The organism is Alkaliphilus sp. B6464, from assembly GCF_018141165.1.
In the GTDB taxonomy this organism is placed as follows: Bacteria; Bacillota; Clostridia; order Peptostreptococcales; family Natronincolaceae; genus Alkaliphilus_B.
Map to the genome: position 1 here is coordinate 175,992 of NZ_CP058557.1, position 24,793 is coordinate 200,784.

The 24,793-nt window shown below is 31.5% G+C and carries 22 protein-coding genes; 12 read left to right on the forward strand and 10 right to left on the reverse strand.

Annotated elements, in window-relative coordinates; genetic code table 11:
• Positions 1–77: 77 nt before the first annotated feature.
• From HYG84_RS00825 to HYG84_RS00845, 5 genes are all read right to left on the reverse strand, one after another.
• A complete protein-coding gene (locus HYG84_RS00825) occupies positions 78–1,055 on the reverse strand; it encodes an ATP-grasp domain-containing protein (RefSeq protein ID WP_212379840.1) in 978 nt (325 codons plus the stop codon).
• Positions 1,033–2,037: a 1-aminocyclopropane-1-carboxylate deaminase/D-cysteine desulfhydrase gene (locus HYG84_RS00830; protein WP_212379842.1), complete on the reverse strand. Its 1,005-nt coding sequence runs from the start codon at positions 2,035–2,037 to the stop codon at positions 1,033–1,035. The genes HYG84_RS00825 and HYG84_RS00830 overlap by 23 nt, the downstream gene beginning before the upstream one ends.
• Complete coding sequence (locus HYG84_RS00835) at positions 2,021–2,572, reverse strand: GNAT family N-acetyltransferase (protein WP_212379844.1); 552 nt, start codon at positions 2,570–2,572, stop codon at positions 2,021–2,023. The genes HYG84_RS00830 and HYG84_RS00835 overlap by 17 nt, the downstream gene beginning before the upstream one ends.
• A gap of 216 nt (positions 2,573–2,788) precedes the next feature.
• The gene (locus HYG84_RS00840; protein ID WP_212379846.1) at positions 2,789–3,505 is read right to left on the reverse strand and encodes an HAD family hydrolase; all 717 of its coding nucleotides are present in this window, start codon (positions 3,503–3,505) and stop codon (positions 2,789–2,791) included.
• 69 nt (positions 3,506–3,574) lie between these two features.
• Positions 3,575–4,693: a DegT/DnrJ/EryC1/StrS family aminotransferase gene (locus tag HYG84_RS00845; RefSeq protein ID WP_212379848.1), complete on the reverse strand. Its 1,119-nt coding sequence runs from the start codon at positions 4,691–4,693 to the stop codon at positions 3,575–3,577.
• 240 nt (positions 4,694–4,933) lie between these two features.
• Here HYG84_RS00845 and HYG84_RS00850 point away from each other — a divergent pair, with 240 nt between their 5' ends.
• Positions 4,934–5,590: an acetyltransferase gene (locus HYG84_RS00850; RefSeq protein ID WP_212379850.1), complete on the forward strand. Its 657-nt coding sequence runs from the start codon at positions 4,934–4,936 to the stop codon at positions 5,588–5,590.
• 44 nt (positions 5,591–5,634) lie between these two features.
• Here the strand turns inward: HYG84_RS00850 and HYG84_RS00855 are convergent, their stop codons facing one another.
• Entirely contained in the window at positions 5,635–6,645 is a 1,011-nt protein-coding gene (locus tag HYG84_RS00855; protein WP_212379852.1) for a polysaccharide biosynthesis protein, read from the reverse strand.
• Positions 6,646–6,848: 203 nt separating this feature from the next.
• Complete coding sequence (gene pepF, locus HYG84_RS00860) at positions 6,849–8,678, reverse strand: oligoendopeptidase F (RefSeq protein WP_212379854.1); 1,830 nt, start codon at positions 8,676–8,678, stop codon at positions 6,849–6,851.
• A gap of 208 nt (positions 8,679–8,886) precedes the next feature.
• Here pepF and HYG84_RS00865 point away from each other — a divergent pair, with 208 nt between their 5' ends.
• The 6 genes from HYG84_RS00865 to HYG84_RS00890 all read left to right on the forward strand — a co-directional run bounded on the left by HYG84_RS00865 (position 8,887) and on the right by HYG84_RS00890 (position 17,218).
• Entirely contained in the window at positions 8,887–10,233 is a 1,347-nt protein-coding gene (locus tag HYG84_RS00865) for a nucleotide sugar dehydrogenase (protein WP_212379856.1), read from the forward strand.
• A gap of 7 nt (positions 10,234–10,240) precedes the next feature.
• A complete protein-coding gene (locus HYG84_RS00870; protein ID WP_212379858.1) occupies positions 10,241–11,350 on the forward strand; it encodes a glycosyltransferase in 1,110 nt (369 codons plus the stop codon).
• Between the two features lie 132 nt (positions 11,351–11,482).
• Positions 11,483–13,168, forward strand: coding sequence for a Na+/H+ antiporter NhaC family protein (locus HYG84_RS00875; RefSeq protein ID WP_249168685.1), 1,686 nt, complete (start codon positions 11,483–11,485; stop codon positions 13,166–13,168).
• A gap of 12 nt (positions 13,169–13,180) precedes the next feature.
• A complete protein-coding gene (locus HYG84_RS00880; RefSeq protein WP_212379860.1) occupies positions 13,181–14,287 on the forward strand; it encodes a glycosyltransferase in 1,107 nt (368 codons plus the stop codon).
• Between the two features lie 25 nt (positions 14,288–14,312).
• A complete protein-coding gene (locus tag HYG84_RS00885) occupies positions 14,313–15,611 on the forward strand; it encodes a DUF6395 domain-containing protein (protein WP_212379862.1) in 1,299 nt (432 codons plus the stop codon).
• A 95-nt stretch (positions 15,612–15,706) separates the two neighbouring features.
• Positions 15,707–17,218, forward strand: coding sequence for an NCS2 family permease (locus HYG84_RS00890; protein WP_212379864.1), 1,512 nt, complete (start codon positions 15,707–15,709; stop codon positions 17,216–17,218).
• Positions 17,219–17,312: 94 nt separating this feature from the next.
• Here HYG84_RS00890 and HYG84_RS00895 read toward each other — a convergent pair whose 3' ends face one another.
• The 3 genes from HYG84_RS00895 to zupT form a co-directional block, all read right to left on the reverse strand.
• Positions 17,313–18,173, reverse strand: coding sequence for an NAD(P)/FAD-dependent oxidoreductase (locus HYG84_RS00895; protein WP_212379866.1), 861 nt, complete (start codon positions 18,171–18,173; stop codon positions 17,313–17,315).
• A gap of 55 nt (positions 18,174–18,228) precedes the next feature.
• A complete protein-coding gene (gene trxA, locus HYG84_RS00900) occupies positions 18,229–18,543 on the reverse strand; it encodes a thioredoxin (protein ID WP_212379868.1) in 315 nt (104 codons plus the stop codon).
• Between the two features lie 216 nt (positions 18,544–18,759).
• Entirely contained in the window at positions 18,760–19,572 is an 813-nt protein-coding gene (gene zupT, locus HYG84_RS00905) for a zinc transporter ZupT (protein WP_212379870.1), read from the reverse strand.
• A gap of 426 nt (positions 19,573–19,998) precedes the next feature.
• On the opposite strand from zupT, the gene HYG84_RS00910 reads away from it, so the two are divergent.
• Genes HYG84_RS00910 through HYG84_RS00930 form a run of 5 tightly spaced genes read left to right on the forward strand, consistent with a single transcriptional unit; the run spans position 19,999 to position 24,759 of the window.
• Entirely contained in the window at positions 19,999–20,865 is an 867-nt protein-coding gene (locus HYG84_RS00910; RefSeq protein WP_212379873.1) for an efflux RND transporter periplasmic adaptor subunit, read from the forward strand.
• Positions 20,866–20,878: 13 nt separating this feature from the next.
• Positions 20,879–21,562, forward strand: coding sequence for an ABC transporter ATP-binding protein (locus tag HYG84_RS00915; protein ID WP_305829056.1), 684 nt, complete (start codon positions 20,879–20,881; stop codon positions 21,560–21,562).
• A 1-nt stretch (position 21,563) separates the two neighbouring features.
• Complete coding sequence (locus HYG84_RS00920) at positions 21,564–22,763, forward strand: ABC transporter permease (protein WP_212379874.1); 1,200 nt, start codon at positions 21,564–21,566, stop codon at positions 22,761–22,763.
• A gap of 29 nt (positions 22,764–22,792) precedes the next feature.
• Entirely contained in the window at positions 22,793–23,467 is a 675-nt protein-coding gene (locus HYG84_RS00925; protein WP_212379876.1) for a response regulator transcription factor, read from the forward strand.
• Complete coding sequence (locus tag HYG84_RS00930; RefSeq protein WP_212379878.1) at positions 23,464–24,759, forward strand: sensor histidine kinase; 1,296 nt, start codon at positions 23,464–23,466, stop codon at positions 24,757–24,759. The genes HYG84_RS00925 and HYG84_RS00930 overlap by 4 nt, the downstream gene beginning before the upstream one ends.
• The last annotated feature ends 34 nt before the right edge of the window (positions 24,760–24,793 follow it).

The window sequence follows — 24,793 nt, forward strand, 5'->3', positions numbered from 1 at the left end:
TCCAATTCAAATAAATTACCATTATTAATCTTAAATTTAGGATAAGTTCAAGGCTTTAGCATCGATACTACTATGCCTTATTGTAATAATTCACATCTCTTCTTAATTGTTACAATATCATGTCTCATCATATATATGCCCTCTTCATACTTATCTATATGGGAAGTATTTATTATACCTTTTAAATTATTTAAAATATATTTAGGAAAATTTTCACCACATTCATAGGCTATTAAGTATCCTCCGCCAAATCTAGGATTAACTTCTGATATATAAAACTCTCCGTCTATTTCGAATACATCTATATCAACTGGACCTACAACTTTTAACTTTTTTATAAAATCTAAAATCATATTAAAAAGCTTGTCGTTTTTTACAGACACTGCTTTATCAGTTTCGCCACCGCGCATACTAATTTTCTTTTTAAGAAATATAGATATAACATCCTTTGATATTATGTCAACATAAATGTCTACACCATACTCTTGTCCTTGCATGTATTGTTGTACAATTAGGTCTGTATTATATTTCATTAAAATTTTCAATTCTTCTAGCGTAGAAACTTTATTGATACCTATACTAGCACTTCCTTCTCGAGGCTTTACAAACACTGGAAAATCTATTTTATTTTTATTTAATGCATTCATAAAATCATCTAAGTTTGAGTAGGTTTTAGGAGTATTAAATCCATTATTCTTTAAAAACTTAAACATACTATACTTATCAAAGCACATTTCAACAATATCATAATCCGATATTATAACCTGCACTCCTAGATTGTTAAATTCTTCTTTCTCTTTAGCTAACAAACTTAATTCAGGATCTATTGTGGCAATAATCCCTGTAATATCCTCCTTAGTGCAAATTTCTTTTATTTCATTTAAATAATTACTATTATCTATACTAGATACGATATATCCTTTATCAGCTATATATAAAGTGGGTGCTGTACTATTATAATCAGCTACTATTATCCTTCCTTCATTACCTAGCTCCTGTTTAAAATACTTGATTAACTGAGTTCTTCTACCACTACTGGTGAATAAAAGATTCACTTCCATCCCCACCTATCTCAATAAATTTTTCAGAATTGGCTAATAGTATTGGAATACCACCAGTGTGTATAAATAAAATATTCTTGCCTTTAATGTTAGTTCTTCTAATATAATCAATCATTCCATAGAAGGCTTTTCCTGTATATATTGGATCCAATAATATTCCTTCATTCTTTCCTACATACTTTATAGTTTGTAAAACTTCATAATAGCTATCTCCATATCCTTTTCCAACATAATCATCAATAAAATGAATTTTAGATTTTATGTTATTTACTTGAATATTAAACTTATGGCAATAATCAAGAATACTCTCTTCTATTACCTTGCTCCCTCTCTCTTGCTTCCGTGCAATGCTAATACCCAATATTTTAGTATTCGCTTTATAGTTTTCATTTCCAATTATTAGTCCAGCCTGTGTTGTTCCCGAACCAGAGGCATGAAATATATAATCAAAATTAACTTTCATTTGTGCTTCTTGTGCTTTTATTTCTTCATATGCTTTTACATAAGCATATGTACCTAAGTTACCATGACCCCCACCTTCAATAAAATATGGCTTATGGTCATTTTCTGTTAACTTTGTTAATATTCCATCTATGGTATCTTTAACTTGATATTCTTCACACCACATTATTTCTGCATCAAACAAATTATATAAAAAGTAATTACCTGTATATACAATTTGTTTTTGTGGTTTTGTTAGTATCAACAAGCACTTTAACCCTAATTTTGAACAGGCTGCAGCAGTTATTGCGCAGTGATTTGATTGATATGACCCATAGGTTACAATATAATCGCTTTCTTTAGAAATAGCATCATACATAAAATATTCTATTTTTCTTAGCTTATTTCCGCCTAAAACAAATCCAGCTAAATCCTCTCTTTTTATATAAATTTTATTAGATTTAATATTAATACTTTCTAACTTTATCATTGGAGTAACAGAATTAAATAGATTTATTTTATTTAGAGATTTCATTTTTTTTGGCCCAGTCTTTCTTTAATATAGAAGCAATATATCTATCAGCAACTTTCCCATGAGAATATATATCCTGTCTTAATAATCCTTCTAATTGCCATCCTATTTTTTGCATAATTTTTTGAGTACCCTGATTATATGTTAAATAATGAATATATATTTTATTTAATCCTAACTCTTCAAATCCATATTTCATCAGTACATCATATACTTCTGTTCCATATCCATTACCCCATGTATCTTTCTCTCCTATAGTTATATATAATTCAGCCTTTCCTACTGGATAGCTAATATCTATTAATCCACAAAATCCTATATATTGATTGTCTTCTATTAAAAAAACAGAAAAGTCCCGTCTATGTGAATCACTAATTACTTTGTCAAACCATTTTTCAGTTTTAGCTATAGAGGTTGGATAGTCATAATTTAAGGTTCTTTGAATATCAGTATCATTAAGCCAATCTACTCTCTTAGATAAATCTTCCCTTTCAACAAGCTTTAAATAAATACTTTTGCCTAATAAAACATTAATCATTTTATAGCCTCCTTAAAACCAATTTGGAGTTAATTCTGTAGATAGGGATAAAAAACTGCTTATTAATTTAATAAAATTCAGCACAGTACCTTGTTTTATAATCATATTATGAAAGATTAGATTACAAGTGCTATAAATATTAAAATTCAAAAAATAAAATAGGTAACTAATGGAATAGTATTTGCCATCAGTTACCTATCTGTATTTGAACAATACCTATTTTAAATTTGGAAAAGCCTTAGCAAATTCATAAAAATCTTCATAGCTTCCTTTATAATCTATATTATTATCCTCTTTAACTGTACCAATAATATGGTCCTCAATAAGATATGTCTTCATCCCAAGAGTTTTTGCTATCATATCTTCTTCTATATCATTTCCTACCATTATACAATTCAATGGCTGTTTTCTTATATTATCTAAAATCTCCTCGTAAAACTTTAGCTGAGGCTTACAATAGTGCATCTTCTCAAAGCTTGTAATAAACATAAAATCCTCTTTATTAAGGCCTGCCCACTCTATACGATGTAGGATAGCTTTTTCAGGAAAAAGTGGATTTGTTGCTACCACTAAATTATAACCCTTATCTTTAAGTAGCTTTACAGTCTCGATAATGTATTTATTTTGATTAGCTACATTTCTAATATTATTAAAATCCTTTTCATAAAAATCTTCAAAAATAGGGTTAAATATTTTTTCTTCATAATTTATCCTTCCATAAAAATCCTCAAAAAAAGCTTCTTCATTAGTTTTATTAGGATCTATATTGCCTATCATATACTTAGTTGAGGTCCAAATATTTTTTGCAACTTCTTCTGGTGTAAAATACTCTTTTAACTTAATTGCTAGTTCTGCAAAGTATCTTTTAGTAAATATTTCAGTATCCATTGGTAATAAAGTACCATCTAAATCAAATAATATTGTTGTAATCATGTTAATACACCTCTCCTTTGTATCCCTATTATACTAAAGTTTATTATACCAAAATAAATTGTGTTATTTCTACCATCTATTTTTATTTATACCTTCTATGAGTTTTTTAACTACATAATCTATCTCTTCTTCACTCAAATTATTATAGAAAGGTAATGCAATAGTAGATTCCCCTACCTTTTCAGTAATTGGGAAATCACCTTCCTTAAATCCAAACATATCCCTCATATATGGTTGAAGATGAATAGGAGTAAAATAAGGCTTGCAGGCAATATCATTTTCCGTTAAATAATCCATTACACCATTTCTATTTATATGCTTATCTAATCTTATAACATAGACAAACCAACTCATTTTTGTAACCTTTGAGTCTACATATGGTATAGTAACCCCTTTTATATCCTTTAATTTTTTATTATATAACTGTGCTACTCTATCCCTTTTAGCTATGATTTCTTCTAGTCTCCTCATTTGAGCAATACCTATAGCTGCATTAACTTCACTCATTCTATAGTTATAGCCTAATCTTTCATGATAAAGCCATAAGCCAGTAATAGCTCTTCCTTGACTTCTCATACTTCGACACAAATCAGCCACATTATCATCATTAGTTACAATCATACCACCTTCACCTGTGGTAATCTGCTTATTTGGATAGAAGGCAAATACCCCTACATCAGCCAATGTCCCAGATTTTATTCCTTCATATTCAGAACCTATTGCTTCACAAGAATCTTCAATTACCTTTAAATTATACTTTTTAGCCAATTTCATAATTTCTTCCATATTATTGGGGTGTCCAAATACATCTACAGGTATAATAGCTTTGGTTCTATTTGTAATTTTCTCTTCTATCTTATTTATATCTATATTTAGTGTTTTTTCATCTATATCAACAAATACAGGTTTTGCCTTCTCAAATAGAATGCAATTCGAAGATGCAACAAAGCTAAACGGTGTAGTAATTACTTCATCTCCTTCCTTAATATCTAATGCCTTAATTAACAGATGTAATGCACTTGTTCCACTGTTAACACCTATTGCATGTTTAACACTAAAATATTCTTTAAACTTTTTTTCAAATTCTTCTATTTTAGGCCCTATACTTAATAGTCCAGATTCCAATACCTCTTTAACTAAATTTATCTCTTCTAGCGTAATATCTGGTGCACCTAGATTAACCTTCATATTACTTCCTCCTAATATAATTTCTAATATCTATTAAGTAACTATAACTTTGTATATTTATAATATGTCTAATCTATAGTCCTTGCTCCTAAAGTAACTCCATTAAAAATATTGTTATTATCTATATAAAGTAGCAATACTTCTATTCCATTCATAATATAAACTAGCTGAAATGGATGTTACCTTCGTACTTATTAATTTAATTAAATAATAGTTGTATTCTCGTAGGAGGGAGCAAAATTGAATACTAAAAAAATAGTTCTTTTAGGTGGGGGCTCTCAAGCGAAAGTGGTTTCAGATATTATAACCAAAAGAAACGAATTAAAAAATGAACAACTTGAGGTTATAGGAATTTTAGATGATGATAGTTCTAATCTAGGTTTTTCAAATATGCCTGTACTAGGAAAAATAAATTTTATAGAAGAATTAGTTGGTCAATATGATGATATCTACTTCATAATTGCCATTGCTAATAATAAAACAAGACAAGAAATAGTAGAAGAATATAAAAAATTTAATCTTAAGTACTATACTGCAATTCATCCAAGTGCCACTATAGCAAGTAATGTTAATATAGGCGAAGGAACCGTTATAATGGCAGGTGCAGTAGTTGGTCCATTTACTGAAATAGGTAATCATGTAATTCTTAACACCTTATCCTCAGTTGATCATGATAATATTATTGAAGACTTTGTTCATATTTGTCCTGGAGCTAAGTGTGCTGGCTGTGTAACCGTAAAAAAATATAGCTTTATCTGCACAGGTTCATCTATTATTCCTGGAGTAATTATAGGTGAATCTACAATTGTTGGCGCTGGTTCAGTAGTAATTAAAGATACTAAAGGGTATTGTACTGTAGTTGGAGTTCCAGCAAAAGTTATAAAATTTCATGATTAAATACTAAGAAACAAGTAGGCTTCTACTTGTTTCTTAGTATTTATCTATTTCTCTATTATATCTCTAATAACATCCAGCTTTAATAATAGTTCTTTTATTTCATCTATATTTAACCGTCTTGTATTATAAGAATTATAATCTGTATAGTCAGATAATAGCATTTTCTCATTTTTTAATGAGACTTTGTAATTTAGATCCCTATTATCAGGTCTAATTACAAAGTTTTTTTCCATCTCCTTAGATCTTATTCGTTCCTCCTTAGTAACGAGTGTTTCATGAAGCTTTTCACCATGGCGAACTCCTATAACCTTAATATCCAAGTTAGAATTGAATATTTCTTTTATTGCTATAGCAAGATCTTTCACAGTAGATGCTGGAGATTTCTGTACAAAAATCTCTCCCTGGCTACCATCTTTAAAAGCAAGCATTACCAAATTTACTGCATCATCTAAGGTCATTAGAAATCTTGTCATATTAGGATCTGTTATTGTTAATGCGTTCCCTGTATTAATCTGCTCTATAAATAAGGGAATAACTGAACCCCTTGAAGCCATTACATTTCCATATCTTACGCAACATAGCACAGTCTTATCGTTCTCTATTGTTCTAGATTTAGCTATTACAAGTTTTTCCATCATAGCCTTGGAAATTCCCATTGCATTAATAGGATAAACTGCTTTATCGGTACTAAGTACTATTACTTTTTTTACCTTATTTTCCACCGCTGCATTTAGTACATTATCAGCTCCTAAAATATTGGTTTTAACCGCTTCTATTGGATAAAACTCACATGAAGGTACTTGTTTTAATGCAGCTGCATGGAATATATAGTCTACCCCCTTAGTAGCATAGTAGATACTTTTGTAACTTTTGACATCTCCTATAATAAACTTAATTTTTTCATTATTATAATGGAGACGCATATCTGTTTGCTTCTTTTCATCTCTACTAAAAATTCTGATTTCCTTAACATCTGACTTCAGAAATCTATTTAAAACAGCATTTCCAAAGGAACCGGTGCCTCCTGTAATTAATAAGGTCTTATTTGTAAACATTCGTTGTACCCCCTAAAGTTATATATTCAATTGGATATACTAATTATCTAAAATATCTGTTTTCCTTTATTTATGATATGTTTAGTATAATATCATTGCTACTAAGTTCTTGGACAAAAACAAATAGAGGTCGAAATTATATCACTATCAATGATATAATTTCGACCCTTAGTTAAACCCCACTAAACTAATATTATTTATATCTAATAATTAATTTCAAAATCAACTTCTCCTAATTCTTCCGTAATCTCTATTATTTCATTAATTGTATTTCCTATATGGTCTATAGTATCTAGTAATGGTTTTTCTGTAGTTATATCTACCCCTGCCATTTTAGCAAGCTCTACTGGTGTTTTAGTTCCTCCTGCCTTTAGGACAGCTCTCCAATCATCTATAGCAGGCTGGCCTTCTTTTAGTATTCTCTTGCTTACTTCTGTGGCTATAGTAAGCCCTGCACTATATGTATAAGGGTATAGTCCCATATAATAATGGGGCTGCCTCATCCAAGTGAGCTCTGCTCCCTCATTTATTTTAACTGTGTCTCCCCAAAATTTTTCAAGCACATCTTTTTTAATAGCGCTTAACTTTGAGGCCTGAACACTTCCACCTTCATCTATTATTTTATATACTTCTCTTTGATAAGCAGCTTCTAGTAGATGGGTTACAAAGTTATGATAATATGTACGGCTTATCATTGAGGATAAAACCCATCTTTTAAATCTAGGGTCATCATTAGTTTTAATAAGATAATTTGCCATTAGCATTTCATTCATAGTAGATGGAGCTTCTATAAAATATGTAGATGGTCTTGTATCGAATATATTTTGATTTTGCTGTGCTAAATAAAAATGTCCAGCATGCCCTAGTTCATGAGCTAATACAAATACCTCTCTCATCTTATCGGTCCAAGATATTAATATAAATGGATGACTTGCATAGGGACTAGAACAAAATGCTCCCGTTGATTTTCCTTTGTTCTGAACAAAATCGACCCATCTCTCATCGTAGCTTCTTTCAATCATTTGTAAATAATCTTCTCCTAGGACAGATAAGGCCCCTTTAATATATTTTTTTGATTCTTCTACAGATATATTCGGCTCATAATCCGGGTCCACAACTAGCTTTAGATCTGCAAAGGTCATTTCATCTAATTTATGGACTTTTTGAAGAAGTCTTGCGTATTTTCTCATATGTGGTGCTAGTTTTTCCATGATTATATCTATTTGTCTATTGTATAACTCCCTCTCTACCTTTTGAGGAAATAACAAGCTATCTATAATAGAGTCAAACCCTCTAAGACTTGATAAGGTTTTTTCTTTCTGAATCTGTGTTTGATAAGCTGCTGCTATGGTATGCTGATATTCCTTTAATTTTGAGGAGAAGGCTTCAAAAGCAGCTCTTCTAATTTCAGTATCATTTTCAAATTCCCATTCATTTTCAAAGAGTACAAAGCTAAGAGGGTACTCTTTATCTTCTACATTGAAATTTCCAAAATCCATATCAGCTAATTTTGCTCTATTATAAATAGCATAAGGAGAATTTAATGTTCCCGATAAAGCAGATAGTACCCTCTCCACCTCTGGATGGAGTGCATATTTTTTAAATTCTTTTATTTCTTTTAAGTAATTGGCATTTTCATTAGATCCTTTTATAGCCTCTTCTATAACTTCTTTATCAGCTTCTATAATTTCACTTCTTATGAAGCTTAACCTACTTTGAAGATTTGATAATATATTTGTAAGTTTAGCATTTCGTGCTTGGTTTTCAATATTTGTCTGATCAACAGCAACTGCAAGATAAGCGTATGTATTAGTTAGGTGCATTACTTCAGTTGCTTTTCTTAATTTATATAAACACTCATTAATAACATCTGCTGAATTTAGCCTACCTTTATACTTGCTCTCTATTTCCTCAGTATATCTCTCAGCTTCTTTTATAGCCAAATTATAATCCTCTTCTGTCTTGTATATTGCAGATAAGTCCCATGTTAGAGACTGATCTACATCCTTTCTTTCTCTTAATATTTTTCCCATATTAAGTCCCCTTTCTTATTTATTATATTTTAGACATAACCGAATATTAAAAATATTTATATTGTATATTTTCTATATTATATATCTGGATTCCTTTAATATATTAAATATATTTTGCATGTATTTTATTACCTCTATAAGTATAGCTGTAGCATTCTATTGATCTTTAGAATATATATGATTAATAGAGATAATTAGGAGGATAATTATGGAGTCAATGTTAAAAAACTCAATATTAAATAAACGTGCAAATATTGCTGTAATTGGTTTAGGGTATGTTGGTTTGCCTATAGCTATTAGATTAGCAAATGTAGACTTTAAAGTATTTGGTATAGATATTTCAGAAGAAAAAGTACACAGCTTAAATTCTGGAAAATCCTATATAGTAGATATCCATGATGAAGATATAGATGCTGTCATAAATAAAAATTTATATGTAGGAAGTGACTATTCAATTTTATCAGATATAGATGTAATTATCATTTGTGTTCCTACACCTTTAACAGAAGCAAAACAGCCAGACATTTCTTATATTAATAATGTTGTAGAAAATATAATAAAGTATTTAAACAGGGAGGTGTTAATTGTTTTAGAAAGCACTACCTATCCCGGTTCAACTGAAGAATTAATTACCGCTGCTATTGAAAAAAGAAAGGGATTGACAGTGGGAAAAGATTTCTTCGTATGTTATTCACCAGAACGAGTTGATCCAAGTAATAAAAAATATGAAGTAAAAAATACTCCAAAGGTAATTGGTGGGGCTACTGACAGGTGCTTAGAGATAGGAATTACCCTTTATAAATCTTTTGTTAACACAATAGTACCTGTTAGTTCTACTCAAGTTGCAGAACTAGCCAAACTATTTGAAAACACTTTTAGAAGTGTAAACATTGCCTTAGTTAATGAGCTGACCCAAATGGCAGATAGGATGGGTCTTAACATCTGGGAAGTAATAGATGCTGCTTCTACAAAACCCTTTGGTTTTATGCCCTTCTATCCAAGTGCTGGTGTTGGAGGACATTGTATTCCCATAGATCCAATTTATTTGTCATGGAAAGCAAAAGTATTTAACCATTACAACAGATTTATTGAATTAGCAACGGATATCAATATGAATATGCCACGATATGTTGTAAATCAAATTGCAGAAATCCTAAGCTCTGAAAATAAGTGCTTAAATCAGTCAAATATTTTAATTATTGGAATTGCATATAAAAAAGATATTGATGATTTAAGAGAATCTGCTGCACTGGAAATATTTCACTTATTGCAAGAAAAGGGTGCAGAGGTTACATACCATGATCCATATGTTTCTAATTTCAAATCTGGTGATAAAACTATTTTTTCTAAGAAACTCACTAAAACAAATTTAGTCCAAGTTGATCTTGTAGTAATTATAACAGATCACGGTAATATAGATTACCAACTTATCATAGACAATAGCAGTTTAATTTACGATACTAGAAATGTTACTAAAAATTACACCGGAAATAATATTGTGCTGTTGGGAGGATATAGAAAAGACAATAATAAAAAAGCATTTTATAAGGAGTAGTTACTTTATGAGCAAAAAATCAAAAAAAACGAGGGTGGATACAATTGTATTTGCTCCAACCAATGGCGTTGGATTAGGTCATTTAACTAGAACACTGGCAATTGCTAGAAGGGTAAAGAAGCTTGATCCAAGTAAAAAAATTGTTTTTTTTACTACTTGTCCTGCAATTCATCTTATAGAACGTGAAGGTTTTACTGCACATTATTTCCCTTCATTAGAGATATGTGACAAAAGTAAAAGAAGACAATGGGACTATACACTTAATCAAAAACTTAGCAGAGTCCTGCATATTTATAAACCTAGCATGTTTATTTTTGACGGTGCTCATCCTTATAATGGAATACTTATTTCAATTAGCCCATTTAAGAAAATAATGAAGTGTGTATGGATAAAAAAGAATCAATATACTAATATCTCACAGTTAAGAAAAACATTTATTAAAGAAAAGGAAAAGCACTTTCATTATATTATTACTCCTAATGAAGTGGGTCATTGTAATGAAATACATGAAAACAGTTACATGACTAACTTCCCCATTATTTATTTAGAACAATCAGAGGCACTAAGTAAAGATGCGGTGAGAAAACTATGGCAAGTTCCTGATAATTATAAAGTAGTTTATATTCAATTAGGTGCTGGTAAAATTAACGATATCCAGGCCATATTAAATAATATATTGTATGCCTTAAAAAAATTTGAAAATATTTTTATAGTACTTGGCGAATCAATCATTGGACAGAAATTAAATATTATAGATGAAAATATACTTATTTTACGAGATTATCCTAATTCAAGATTTTTTAATGCATTTGATCTGGCAATTTCAGCAGTCGGATATAACACCTATCATGAGTTACTCTATTTTGGAGTACCAACAATATTTATTCCCAATGAAAATACTAGCTTAGATAACCAAGTAGCAAGAGCTATGAATGCTAAAAAAGCAGGAGCTGCATTAGTTTTAAGAGATTCTAAAGAAGATGATATTATGGAATCTATTAAAATTGCTCTTGATAATGAGATAAATACACAAATGAGAAAGAGTGCTAAAAAACTTATTGAAAAAAATGGTGCTGATGAACTTGCACAATTAATATTTTATCTGCGTAATAAATAGCACTTCTTAATTTTTTTGATAGTAGCAATTATTAGCATATAAAAAAATAAAATATTAACCCCTAGCTACAGTGTTGAATATATTAATATATACGTTTTTAAAGCTATTCTATATAGAATTGGGGGTTAAAACATGATAAAAACTAAATGGATTATGATTATACTCTGCATTATGATACTTGGATTATTTTTTGTAGCGCCTAATAATACAATGAAGCAAGAAGGACATTTTGGGTGGGTATCGATAATACCTCCATTACTTGCAATCCTTCTTGCTTTCATGACAAAGCAAGTACTTCTATCCTTATTTTTTGGAGTATTTATTGGTGCCACAATCCTTAATGGTTGGAATCCTCTGATAGGTTTTTTTAGAACCATGGATCAATTTATAGTGGGTGCACTATCAGATAAATGGAACGCTGGCACTTTGATATTCACTTTCTGTATTGGAGGTATGATTGGCGTAGTTAATAAAATAGGTGGGACTAGAGCAATAGCAGAAAGCTTGGCTAAAAGAGCCACTACTGCAAGAAGTGCTCAAATTATTACATGGCTAATGGGTATGCTTATCTTCTTTGATGATTATTCAAATACATTGATAGTTGGCTCTACAATGCAGCCATTAACCGATCGTGTAAAGGTTTCTAGAGAAAAGCTTTCTTACATTGTGGACTCCACAGCTGCTCCTATAACAGGTATAGCATTATTATCAACTTGGATTGGATACGAATTAGGCCTGATTAAAAATGCTTATACATCTCTTGGGATGAATGTAAATTCCTATGAAATATTTATTCAAACAATTCCTTACAGGTTTTATTGTATATATGCATTGATCTTTGTTATTATAATAGCTGTCCTTAACAAAGACTACGGACCAATGTATAAAGCAGAGAAAAGAGCCCGATTAACCGGTAAAGTCTTTTCAGATGAAGCTAAAGTTGCGAAAAACAGTGAAATTTCTAAAATTGACCTTAATAAAAATGTAAAAGATAAAGCCTATAATGCAATTATACCAATATTAACCTTGATTGTAGTTAGTTTTTTTGCCATTTGGTATAGTGGATACAGCCTTTCTGAAGCAACCATTAGTCCCTTTAGCTGGGAGGGAATTAGAATTTCATTTGGCAATGCAGATGTGAGTATAGCACTAATGTGGTCATCCGTTGTTGCTAGTATAGTTGCTATATCAATGGGGATAAGTCAGAAGATTTTGAATCTAGCTGAATCCTTTGATGCGTGGATCGAAGGTTCAAAATCAATGCTAGCCTCCTGTATGGTGCTAGTTTTGGCCTGGTCCTTAGGCAGTATTACCTCATCTATAGGAACTGCCGATTTTCTCGTTGGAATCGTATCCGATAAACTTCCAACTGGACTAATTCCAATTATCATATTCACCATTTCATGTATAGTATCCTTTGCTACCGGTACATCTTGGGGAACTATGGCAATCCTTATACCAATGACGATTCCTATCGCTAACAGCTTTGTATCAAACGGAACAGCCAATCCTTCATTAATCTTAGTAACTCTGGGGTCAGTGTTAACAGGTTCAATCTTCGGCGATCATTGCTCTCCAATTTCAGATACTACAATTATGTCCTCATTGTCTTCAGGATCTGATCATATTGAACATGTAAAAACCCAGATGCCATATGCATTAACAGTAGCATTTGTGACCTTAATAAGCTATGTTTTAGTGGGAATATTAGGATTTAATCCAATCTTTACATTAATTATTGGAATTTGTCTACTAATTTGTATAGTGCAAGTACTCGGTAAGAATCCAGAAAAGGATGCATTAAAAATTACAAAATGAGGTGAATTTAAAATGTACATTGGGCCTGGATCCTCTATAAAATCAATAAAAAATAGTATACTTTTCATGCCTACAAATGGAGCTGGACTAGGGCACCTTACTAGAACGTTAGCTATTGCTAGAAGAATACGAAAAATAGACCCAAATAGAGAAATTATTTTTTTTACAACTAGTCCAGCAATTAATCTAATCTTACAGGAAGGTTTCTTAGCATATTATATTCCTTCAAAAATGTTCTTTCCAGATTATATTTGGAGTAACCAGTGGAATGAATTATTAGAGAAGCAACTTAAATTAATTTTACAATTACACCAACCTAAAACATTTGTATATGATGGTGCATTTGTATATTATGGCGTAATAGCTGCAACTGAAGGGATTATACCCTTAAAACGAATATGGATAAAAAGAAAGCAAAATAAACCAGGTAATGATGTTGAAACTAAAAATAAAGAAAACTTTTTTCATCATATAATTATACCTGGGGAATATAAAATCAATTTAGATTCTCAAGCTGAAATAAAATATCACTATTGTAATCCTGTTATATACTTAGATAAATCAGAATTGCTATCAAAGGACAAAGTGAAAGAAATATTTAAAATATCCAATGAATATAAATTAGTTTATATTCAATTGGGAGCAGGCAATATAAACGATATAGACTCTACCTTATCAATTTTGCTCTCTATTCTAGAAAAAAGGAAAGATCTATATTTTGTAGTTGGAGAATCCATTATTGGTGGTAAAAGACTTGAAATTTCTAGAGAAAGATTATTGATTTTAAAGGATTACCCTAATTCAAGATATTATAATGCTTTTGATCTCGCAATTTCAGCAGCAGGCTACAATACATTTTTTGAGTTAATGCATTTTGGAGTGCCATCAATTTTCATTCCAAATGAAAAAACTAAGTCCGACGATCAATTAATTAGATCTATGCTTGCAGAAAAAGCGAAGGCTGCTATAGTACTTAGAAGTCCTAATTATCAAGAACTTGAAAATGCAATAGATTATGCCATTAATATATCTAATAATATGATAATGCGTAATAATACACAAAAATTAAATATTCAAAATGGAGCTGAGGATATTGCAAAACTGATTTTAAAGCTTTAATCAACATTATATTGGAGGTACAAATATGAAAGTTGAATATAAGTGTAAAAAAGGAATACTCAAATTTTATTTTAGACTTCACGAAGATGATAGAATTACTTATCAAAATGCCACAATGACAAGGCGAACTTGTACGGTAAGACTACCGATTGATTGGACTATTGATTCTATTCATCCAGATGTATTAGCACTGGTAACTATACTCATCATTTATCCATTTACATGTTCTAAAATAATATTACCTATAGGAGTAAGTGAAGTCTTCCATGATAAATTTAAGGAATGTACCAATAAAGAAATTTTACCTGTAAATCATAGTTTACAGGCAAGAAGCATACCTCAAAATGGATTCCCCGCTCTATCCTATAGTGGCGGCGTAGACTCTATGGCCGCACTGGTACTACTTCCACCAGAAACTAAACTGTTTTATTTAGACAGAATCATACCAGCTGGTACTAGAACACTATATAAAAAAGAATCGGCACACTTTGCATGTAAGACATTAAGAGAAAGTGGGCGATCTGTTTATCAGATAGAGACTGATTTAGAGTATTTAAGATCACCTGTTGGATTTCCAGTAGATGTCGCGGCCGCAATACCTGCTCTTTTATTATCTGACTACATTGGCTTAGATAGCGTAGCTTTTGGTACTCCTATTGAAACAGCCTATAAAATATCTAATCCAGTGTTTGAAGATTATGCCCAAAGACTCCATTTTCTTAGATGGGGTAAATTGTTTGAAATTGTAGGACTTCCTTTTAATCAAGTAGTTGCAGGAATATCGGAGATTGCTACTTTGAAAATTGTAATCGACTCTCCTTATAATGATATAGCAGAGTCCTGCGTCCGGGGTGAAGTTGGAAAACCTTGTATGAATTGTTTTAAGTGTTTCAGAAAAAAACTAATAGAGCTAACGCTTAAAAATGAAAAGATAGATGACGATTCTCTATCTAAATTATTTAAAATCTATGCCGCTCAACTTTATTTATCTGAATTTCCAGCTTACTTCGAATGTTTATTTGCTTATATTACCTCAAAGTATGAAGGTGATCATAAACTAATGAACTTATTAAAAAAGAAAACTAGAGGGGATGTCCTTGATTTATCTTGGTTTGAAAAATGGTATAGTCCTTCTATAGAATTGATCCCGCCAAAATACCAAAGTTTTGTTAAAAACCAAATATCTAAGTATCTTGAGTCTATGACACCATTTGATGAAAATAACATGAAGAGTTTAAGTGCATATGATGTAATCAATTCTAAGGAATTAAAGGACTATTCAGATGAATTCGCCAAGGCTATTAAAGAATTTAATATGGTTTAAACATATAGATTTTCATAACTATACAAAATAAAACGAATAAATGATGAATTATTGCTATAGGCATCCAATATATTAAAGTAAAAGGAGGGATTGTTATGGAGATAAAAAAATATCCTTGGTTTATTAAGGAGGATATAGATGCATTTTTTGCTTTGTTTCAAAATAACTTAGCAAACTTTGTGGTAATAGCTATTACAATGATCAGTATTGGATATCCTGCTGATATAGTATATGGCAAAGTTATTCCTGGTGCAGCTATAAGTGTATTGTTTGGAAACTTTTATTATGCCCATATGGCATCGAAATTATCCGTAAAAGAAAATCGTCTAGATGTAACCGCCTTATCCTATGGTATAAGTACCCCTGTTATGTTTATTTATCTCTTTGGAGTTATGAAGCCTGCTCTTGACTTTACAGGTGATCCGCAAATTGCTTGGAAAATTGGAGTAGCTGCCTGTTTCCTAGGTGGTGTAGTAGAATCTTTAGGTAGTCTTGTTGGAACTTGGATTAAAAACAATCTTCCACGAGCTTCTATGTTAGGTGCCTTGGCAGGTGTGGCATTTTCAGTAATTGGTGGACAAATGTTTTTCCACACTTATGAAGCTCCTATAATAGGAATATTCGTACTCGCTATAATATTAGTAGGACTTGTAGCTAAAAAGCAGATGCCTTTTAAAATTCCAGCCTCACTATTTGCAATAATAATTGGTACGGTTTTAGCTTACACTTTTAGAGAGGCTAATATTGGTCAGGTTACTGAAGGACTTGCAAATGTAGGATTCTATCCGCCTTTACCTTCCCTTACCTTTATTGAAGGACTACAATATTTATTCGGTCCTATGATAGGCCTACTAGCAGTCTTATTGCCTATATCTATTTATAACTTTATAGAAACGATGAATAACGTAGAAGCTATGTCAGCTGCAGGAGATAATTATAATGTAGCTGAAGCACAACTATTTGATGGAGTTGGAACTATGATCGGAGCATTATTTGGTGGCGTATTCCCAACTACTGTTTATATTGCATCCGTTAGTGCCAAATGGACCAATGCAGGAAGAGGATATTCAATTATTAACGGTCTTGTATTTTTACTAGCATCAACCTTTGGAATTATAGCTGCTATGTCAAAGATTATACCTTTACCAGTCGTAGCCCCTATCTTGGTATTCGTAGGAATATCTATGGTATCTCAAGCTTTCTCATCGGTTGAAGAAAAGCATTATCCAGCAGTTGTATTAGCAATGATCCCATATTTAGCTAATTATCTTCAAAGTAAATTTGCCTCTTTAGCTCCCGAAGCCTTAGATAAGGTATCCCCAGCAATAATACCTCTAGGCCAAGGAGCTATGTTTACTGCCTTAATATGGGGAGCAATTTTAGTATTTATATTAGATAATGAATTTAAAAAGGCTTCTGTTGTTTCCTTTATAGGAGCTATACTTTCAGCTATAGGACTAATCCATGCACCTAAACTAAGTCTATTTTTTGACTATAAGTATGCCTTAGCCTATCTAATAATAGGCATTGCTTTTATAATACTAAATGTTACTCTAAAAGACTCTGAAGATGAATCTCAGCTACAAAAGAATTTGATGGTAGATTAGTATATATTTTACAATAAAACAGCTTTGCCACCGACTTAAAATAAGCGGTGGCAAAGCTTCATTGTATAAAGAAAAAATGCTAACAGTTAAAATGTTAGCATTTTTTATCTATATAAGAAACAGCGTTTAAAGCTGCTACCTGACCTTCACCCATTGCTTTCAAATACTGATAAGGTTTGCCAGTAGAGTCACCTGCCGCATAGCACCCTTTGAGATTAGTTTCCATATCTCTATTTACTTTAATATGTCCATCCTCTACAAGAAGTCCAGGTACTAGTTGATCAGGTGATATACTATCTCTTAAAATAAACACTCCATCGCTTTCTAACTCTGAATTTCTAAGAATTATCTTTTTCACCATACTATCACCTATTATTTCAACAGGCTTGTCATTAATTATTTCTATATTATTATTTAAACCATATTCACCTTTAAACATAGGTATAAAATAAACTTTTGAAGCCAACTCACTAACATAGTTTGCTTCTTCTATAGATTCATTATTATATCCTATAATAGTAACCACTTTATTTTTATATAAAGGTGCATCACAGGTAGCACAATACCCTACTCCTCGCCCTAGGAATTCACTTTCTCCTTTAAAAGGCTTTCCAAACTGAACCCCTGTGGCTAAGATTAAAGATGTAGCTTCATAGGTTTTATCACTAATCATTAGAGCATAATAGTCTCCCATGTCATAGATATTATCTACTCTTTCATAGGTAATATCTATATTCATTTCATCTAAGTGCTCTTTAAATTTCTTAGTCAACTCCTTACCGCTAATTCCATAAAATCCTACATAATTATCTATCTTCGGTGCTAGATATAGTTTATTACTTAAATTCTCATACCCAAAAACTATTATATTTTTGTTTCTAATCCTTGCATTGATTGCCGCTGTAATTCCTGCTGGTCCACTTCCGACGATAGCTATATCATATCTTTCACTCATTCAATCCTCACCTCTTAGGAGTAACACTTAATTAGATTAAATATTTCTATACTATTTAAACATGTTTTTCTAACTGTGCCATAATAGCATTTTTAGGCATAAAACCAATAAATTTATCTATAATTTTACCATTTTTAAATACTAAAACTGTTGGTATACTAGCAACATTATATTCTATTGCTATTGATTGATTTTCATCAACATTTAACTTAGTAACTTTCATTTTTCCTTCTAACTCATTTGCTACCTCTTCTATAACTGGGCCAAGCATTTTACAAGGTCCGCACCATGGTGCCCAAAAGTCTACTACTACAGGTATATCACTGTTTATTACTTCATTAAAATTTGTCTCGTTTATATTCATTACCATAATTCTTCCTCCTTTTATACCCCTATAGGGTATCATTATATATGATGATACTATTAAGTTTTTACTTCGTCAACACTAAATTATTTTTTCTATGATAACGAAGTTATATTTGTATATCGTAATAATATAATATACAGATTAATATAATTTGTCAAGTAGATTTCTCTATTTAAAACTTTTTTGAAGGTTATATTCTCAGTTTTAATATTAAATTCCTTAAGCAAACATTAACAAGCTTAGAGCCATAACAATCATTCCGGAGATAAGTCCATAAATAGCAATATGATGTTCTCCATATTTCTCAGCTGTTGGAAGTAACTCATCTAAAGAAATATAAACCATGATCCCTGCAACAGAAGCAAATATTACTCCAAACATTGCATCACTGAAAAATCTCATTAAAAGAAAATATCCCAATATTGCACCTACAGGTTCAGATAGACCTGAAAGAAAAGAATATAAAAATGCTTTTCTTCGATTTCCAGTGGCAAAATAAATTGGTACGGAAACTGCAATACCTTCCGGAATATTGTGAATTGCAATAGCAACTGCTATACTAATTCCTAGTGTTGGATCTTGCATTGCTCCAGTAAATGTTGCTAATCCTTCAGGGAAATTATGAATCGCTATGGCTAAAGCAGAAAATAATCCCATTCTTAGTAATTCAGGATCATTTGTATTTTCTAATTTCATATCCTTTACATCCCGTGCTTCATGTGGGTTTTCAGCACTTGGTACAAACTTATCAATTATTGCAATTAGTGCCATGCCCGCAAAAAAAGCAATTGTTGTAAACCAATATCCTTTTGTTGATCCATAAACAGCTTCCAAAGAGTCTCTTGCCTTTACAAATATTTCAATCATTGAAACATAAATCATTACACCTGCAGAGAAACCCAAGGCTGCAGATAAAAACTTTTTATTTGTCTGTTTTGTATAAAATGCCAATGCACTACCAATACCTGTAGATAATCCTGCAAATAGTGTTAGTCCAAAAGCAAATAATACGTTATTCGTAGTTATATCCATAATTACTCCTCCTCATGTTCCTATATATCATTTATTCTCATTAATTTTAGTTATTAAACTTATATTTTCTATATATATTATTCTTATATTTAAATATTAGAATAATATCAGAACTTCCTCTTTCATTTCTCATAAAAAGGTAGCACAGTGAAGTGCACTATTCTGACTACCAAATATTATTTTTTCCTTTTAACTCATACTCTTCACAATATAGGAAAATATACCATAAAAAAATTCATAGTGAATTCATATTAGCACATTACTATAAAGATAACCAAATACTCAAGTTTATATGGAGTTTTAATTTTATTCGAACATGAAGTCGTGTGGTTCCACGAACTATACAATTCTAAGACTCTATCTTACCGAAGATAGAGTCTTAGAATTGTTAGCTATCGAATACATCAAATATTGGAGGGATACAAATTGAGATCAAAGAAATCAAGTAAAAAGAAAACTATTATTATTAGTGTAGTTTGTATGCTTATAATCACCTTAATTACAACATTTGCACTAAGCCCAAGAGCAGAAAGCTATGATGAAGAGACTGCAAGAAGCCAAGACGTCACAACATACTATAATTTTAATGGTAATATTGAAGCAAAGGATAATCAAATTGTTATAGCAGATACTATGATGCAGATAAAAACAATTTATGTTGAAGAAGGCGATACTGTAAAAAAAGATGATATATTGTTTGAAACCACCCAAGGTCAAAAAATCAGAGCTAAGATAGATGGAGAAGTTGGCGAGACTTTAATTGAAGAAGGTGCTACCCTAATGACAGGAACAAAGATGACTACTCTTACAGATTACTCCAATTTGAAAATTACTGTAAAGGTTGATGAATATGACATCACTTCTATGGCACAAGATAAAGAAGTAACCGTGCTGGTAAATGCTCTTAATAAGGAGATTACGGGTAAGATTGCCAAGGTATCTAAGGAAGCAATAACAGTAAACGGCGTATCATACTTTACAGCTTCTATAGACTTAGAGAAGGACCCCGATTTATTAGTTGGTATGTCTACTGAAGTAACAATGATCAGTCAAAGTGCTCCGAATGTCACTACTATCTCTATGAAAGCACTGCAATTCGATAATAAAAATCAGCCTTTTGTATATTATAGGGATAACAGCGATAAAGTTGTCGCTAAAACAGTTACAGTAGGAATAAATGATGGCAATATCGTTCAAATAGAAGATGGAGTAAAATCAGGTGAAGTTGTACTTCTGCCAAAAGAAAAGATTAATAAAATAGCAACTCCCTTAGATGTTATGAGAGAGCAGTAGGAGGTACTAAATTATGAACAAAGAAATTCTTTCTATGAATAACATTGTTAAAACCTACCAATTGGGCGATGAAGAACAGATTATTCTAAAGGGTATTAATCTTAAGGTTGATAAAGGTGAATTTATTTCTATTTTAGGCCCATCTGGTTCAGGTAAATCTACTATGATGAATATAATTGGTTGTTTAGATACTCCTACAAGTGGAGAATACATTCTTTCTAATCGTAGAATTGCAGAACTTGATGAAGTTGAACTTGCCCATATTCGTAGTAAAGAGATTGGATTTATATTTCAGTCTTTTCAACTGCTACCAAGACTTACCGCAATTCAAAATGTAGAACTTTCTTTAATATATTCAGGAGTCAAACCATTAGAACGTAGAAAAAAAGCTCAAAAGATGCTTGAACGTGTTGGGCTTGAAGAAAAAATGTACCATTATCCAAACCAATTATCTGGTGGACAGCAACAACGTGTGGCGATTGCAAGAGCATTATCTACTGACCCAACCATTCTTCTTGCAGATGAACCAACAGGTGCACTCGACCAAAAAACAGGACATCAGGTAATGGAGCTATTTCGTGAACTACATGAAGAAGGTCGAACTATTATTATGATTACTCATGATATTAATATTGCAAAACACGCAAGCAGAATTGTAAATATTCTTGACGGAAACTTATACGAGGAGGTGGGATAAAATGATTAGAGAAAGTATAAAAATGTCATGGCAAAATATTACCCATAATAAAATGCGTTCATTTCTAACAACCCTCGGTATTGTCATAGGTGTAACATCTATTATAGCTTTGATTAGTATTGTACAAGGTGTTACAGGTGAGGTTACTAGTCAATTTTCCAGTTTAGGTGCTGGGAAAATTACTGTACAGGCATTCGGTACTCCCTTAAAACAAGGTCTAAGTGATAATGATATGAAGAAACTCTCAGAAATCGAAAATGTTTCAGGTGTATCCCCCACACTTTCTATGCAAAGCTATATAGTTAGAAATGCTTCTGTAGAAGAAAATGTGGCAATTGAAGGAAAAAACGAAGTCTATTTTCAGCATAATCCTGATTTAATTCTACGTGGGAGAGCACTCAATATTTTAGATATGGAAAGTAAAAACAAGGTGGCTATAATCAATCAATCTCTGGAAGAAATTCTGTTTTTTGGAGAAAATTCTATAGGACAAACTATGCAAATAGATGGGATTACTTACACTGTCGTAGGTGTATTTGATAGCAATGTTGCTACAGATATAAATTCTATGGCAGCCAACAGAATAGGTAAAGGCTCTGAAGGTAAAGCTATTATCCCTTATAAAACAGCAATGGGAATGGCCGGTATTAGTAATATTTCCTCCCTAGAGCTACTTATTTCCGATTCGAATAGAACAGATACAGTAATAGAATCTGCAGAATTAATATTAAACCAGGCTTTTAATTACAAGGAAAACAGCTACAACATTATTAATATGGAAGACTTACTCGACACAATGAACACCATGACTGGCATGATGACTACCATGATGGCAGGTATTGCATCCATTGCTCTGTTGGTCGGTGGCATTGGTATTATGAATATGATGTTAGTATCAGTAACAGAGCGTACAACTGAAATTGGACTGCGTAAAGCCCTTGGTGCAGAACCAAAACGTATTCAGCTACAGTTTTTAATTGAATCCATTTTTCTATCACTTCTTGGTGGTTTTATCGGGCTTTTATTAGGTGTAGGTATTTCATGGATAGTATCTATTGCAATAGGATTTACCTTTATTCCATCTAGTGGTGCTATAACACTTGGTGTCGGTTTTTCTGCCGCAGTTGGGATTATCTTTGGATGGGCACCTGCTAAAAAGGCTAGTGAATTAAGTCCAATAGATGCATTGAGAAGTGTTTAGTAGTATAATATTGGGTAGAGGTGAGCTATATGGTTAATATTCTAGTAGTTGAAGATGATAAAAACCTTAGTAAGTTGATGACCGCCGTATTAAAGCAAAATGGCTATAATGTTTTGAATGCTGCAGACGGTATGCAAGCTTTAGATATACTTGATACATCCCATGTAGACTTAATTATAAGCGATATTATGATGCCAAATATGGACGGATATGAGTTAACCGATCAACTAAGACAATCAAACTATAACTTACCAATTTTGATGGTAACTGCAAAGGAAAGTTTTGAAGATAAAAAGAAAGGATTTATTTTAGGAACAGATGATTATATGGTAAAACCTATTGATATTGATGAAATGATTTTACGAGTAGCAGCACTACTTAGGCGTTCCCGTATCATAAATGAGAATCGTCTGACAGTTGGAGAGGTTGTTCTTGATTATGATGCCTTAACTATAAACAGAGGTACAGATTCTATACAACTGCCTAAAAAAGAGTTTTATCTCTTGTTTAAACTACTCAGTTATCCAAAAAAAATATTTACAAGACAACAGCTAATGAATGAGATATGGGGCATGGATGCAGAAGCTGACGAACGTACAGTAGATGTTCATATCAAGCGCTTAAGAGAAAAACTTGCCGACTTTCCAGAATTTGATATTGTTACTGTTCGTGGGCTTGGATATAAGGCGGAAAGATTGATATGAAAAAGATTAGAGTAAAACTTGCCCTATTTTTAGTTTCTCTGATGTTTATTTCTTCCATTTTTTCATTCTTTGTATCTATTTTTTTTAATAATAGTAGTATTAGAAATGAATTAAAACTAGACGAGGAAGCAATTGCAATTTCTATATTAGAATTAGGTAATAAAACTGATTTAAGCATAGATGATATAGTTAATATTACCTCTAATTTTATGTACGATGTTAGAATAGTTGAAGATATTAATTCATTGGATATAACAACGAAAGAACTTAAGAAAATTCAAGATCATGAAATCGTTTTTTTATCTCGTGAAGCATTTCCTGTGGCAACCACAATGCTAATGTTAGATGATTCTTATGTTAAAATTAGTCTTCATCCAAATAATAATATTTTTAAAATTGTTTCTTCTCGTGTAAGTATTACTCTATTTTCTTATGTCATTATTGGAGCTTTTCTAATTGCTCTATTAGGACAAAGAGCTGTTAAACCCATATTAAAACTAACATCGGCTACTAAAGAAGTTGCAAAAGGTAATTTTGACATACAACTTGCAAGTACAAGTGATGACGAAATTGGACAACTTACAAAGAACTTTAATAAAATGACAAGAGAGCTGAAAAGTATAGAATACCTCCGTAAAGATTTCATCAATAGTGTATCCCATGAGTTTAAAACACCAATTGCCTCTATTCAAGGTTTTGCAAAACTTTTGCAAAACGGTAATCTGTCAGATGATGAAAAACAGGAATACACAAACATAATTGTTGAAGAAACAGCAAGACTATCTAAACTTTCTTCTAATATTTTAAAACTATCAAAGCTTGAAAATCAAGAATTGATAGATATAAAAGCTGCATTCTCCTTAGATGAGCAAATAAGAAAAAGTATTTTACTACTTGAGCATGAGTGGAGCAAAAAAAATATTGACTTTGATATTGAACTTGATGAAGTTAAGTATCAAGGAGATGAAGAATTGCTCCAACAAGTTTGGATTAATCTTTTAAGTAATGCCATTAAGTTTTCAAATCCAAATAGTAGTATTAGCATAAGGCTTTATCAGATAAGCTCTGCTGTAAAAATAAAAATCAGTGATACTGGTATAGGTATGGATGAGAAAACTCTGATACGAATTTTTGAAAAGTTTTATCAAGGCGATAAAGCTCATTCTTACGATGGCAATGGGTTAGGACTATCTCTTGTAAAACGCATTTTGGATTTATGTGGTGGTAGTATTAGCGTAGAAAGCAAATTGCACGAGGGTTCAACTTTTACTGTTGAATTGCCAATTATATAAACACTAAAGACTAGAAAAAATAAGTCAGGCAAAT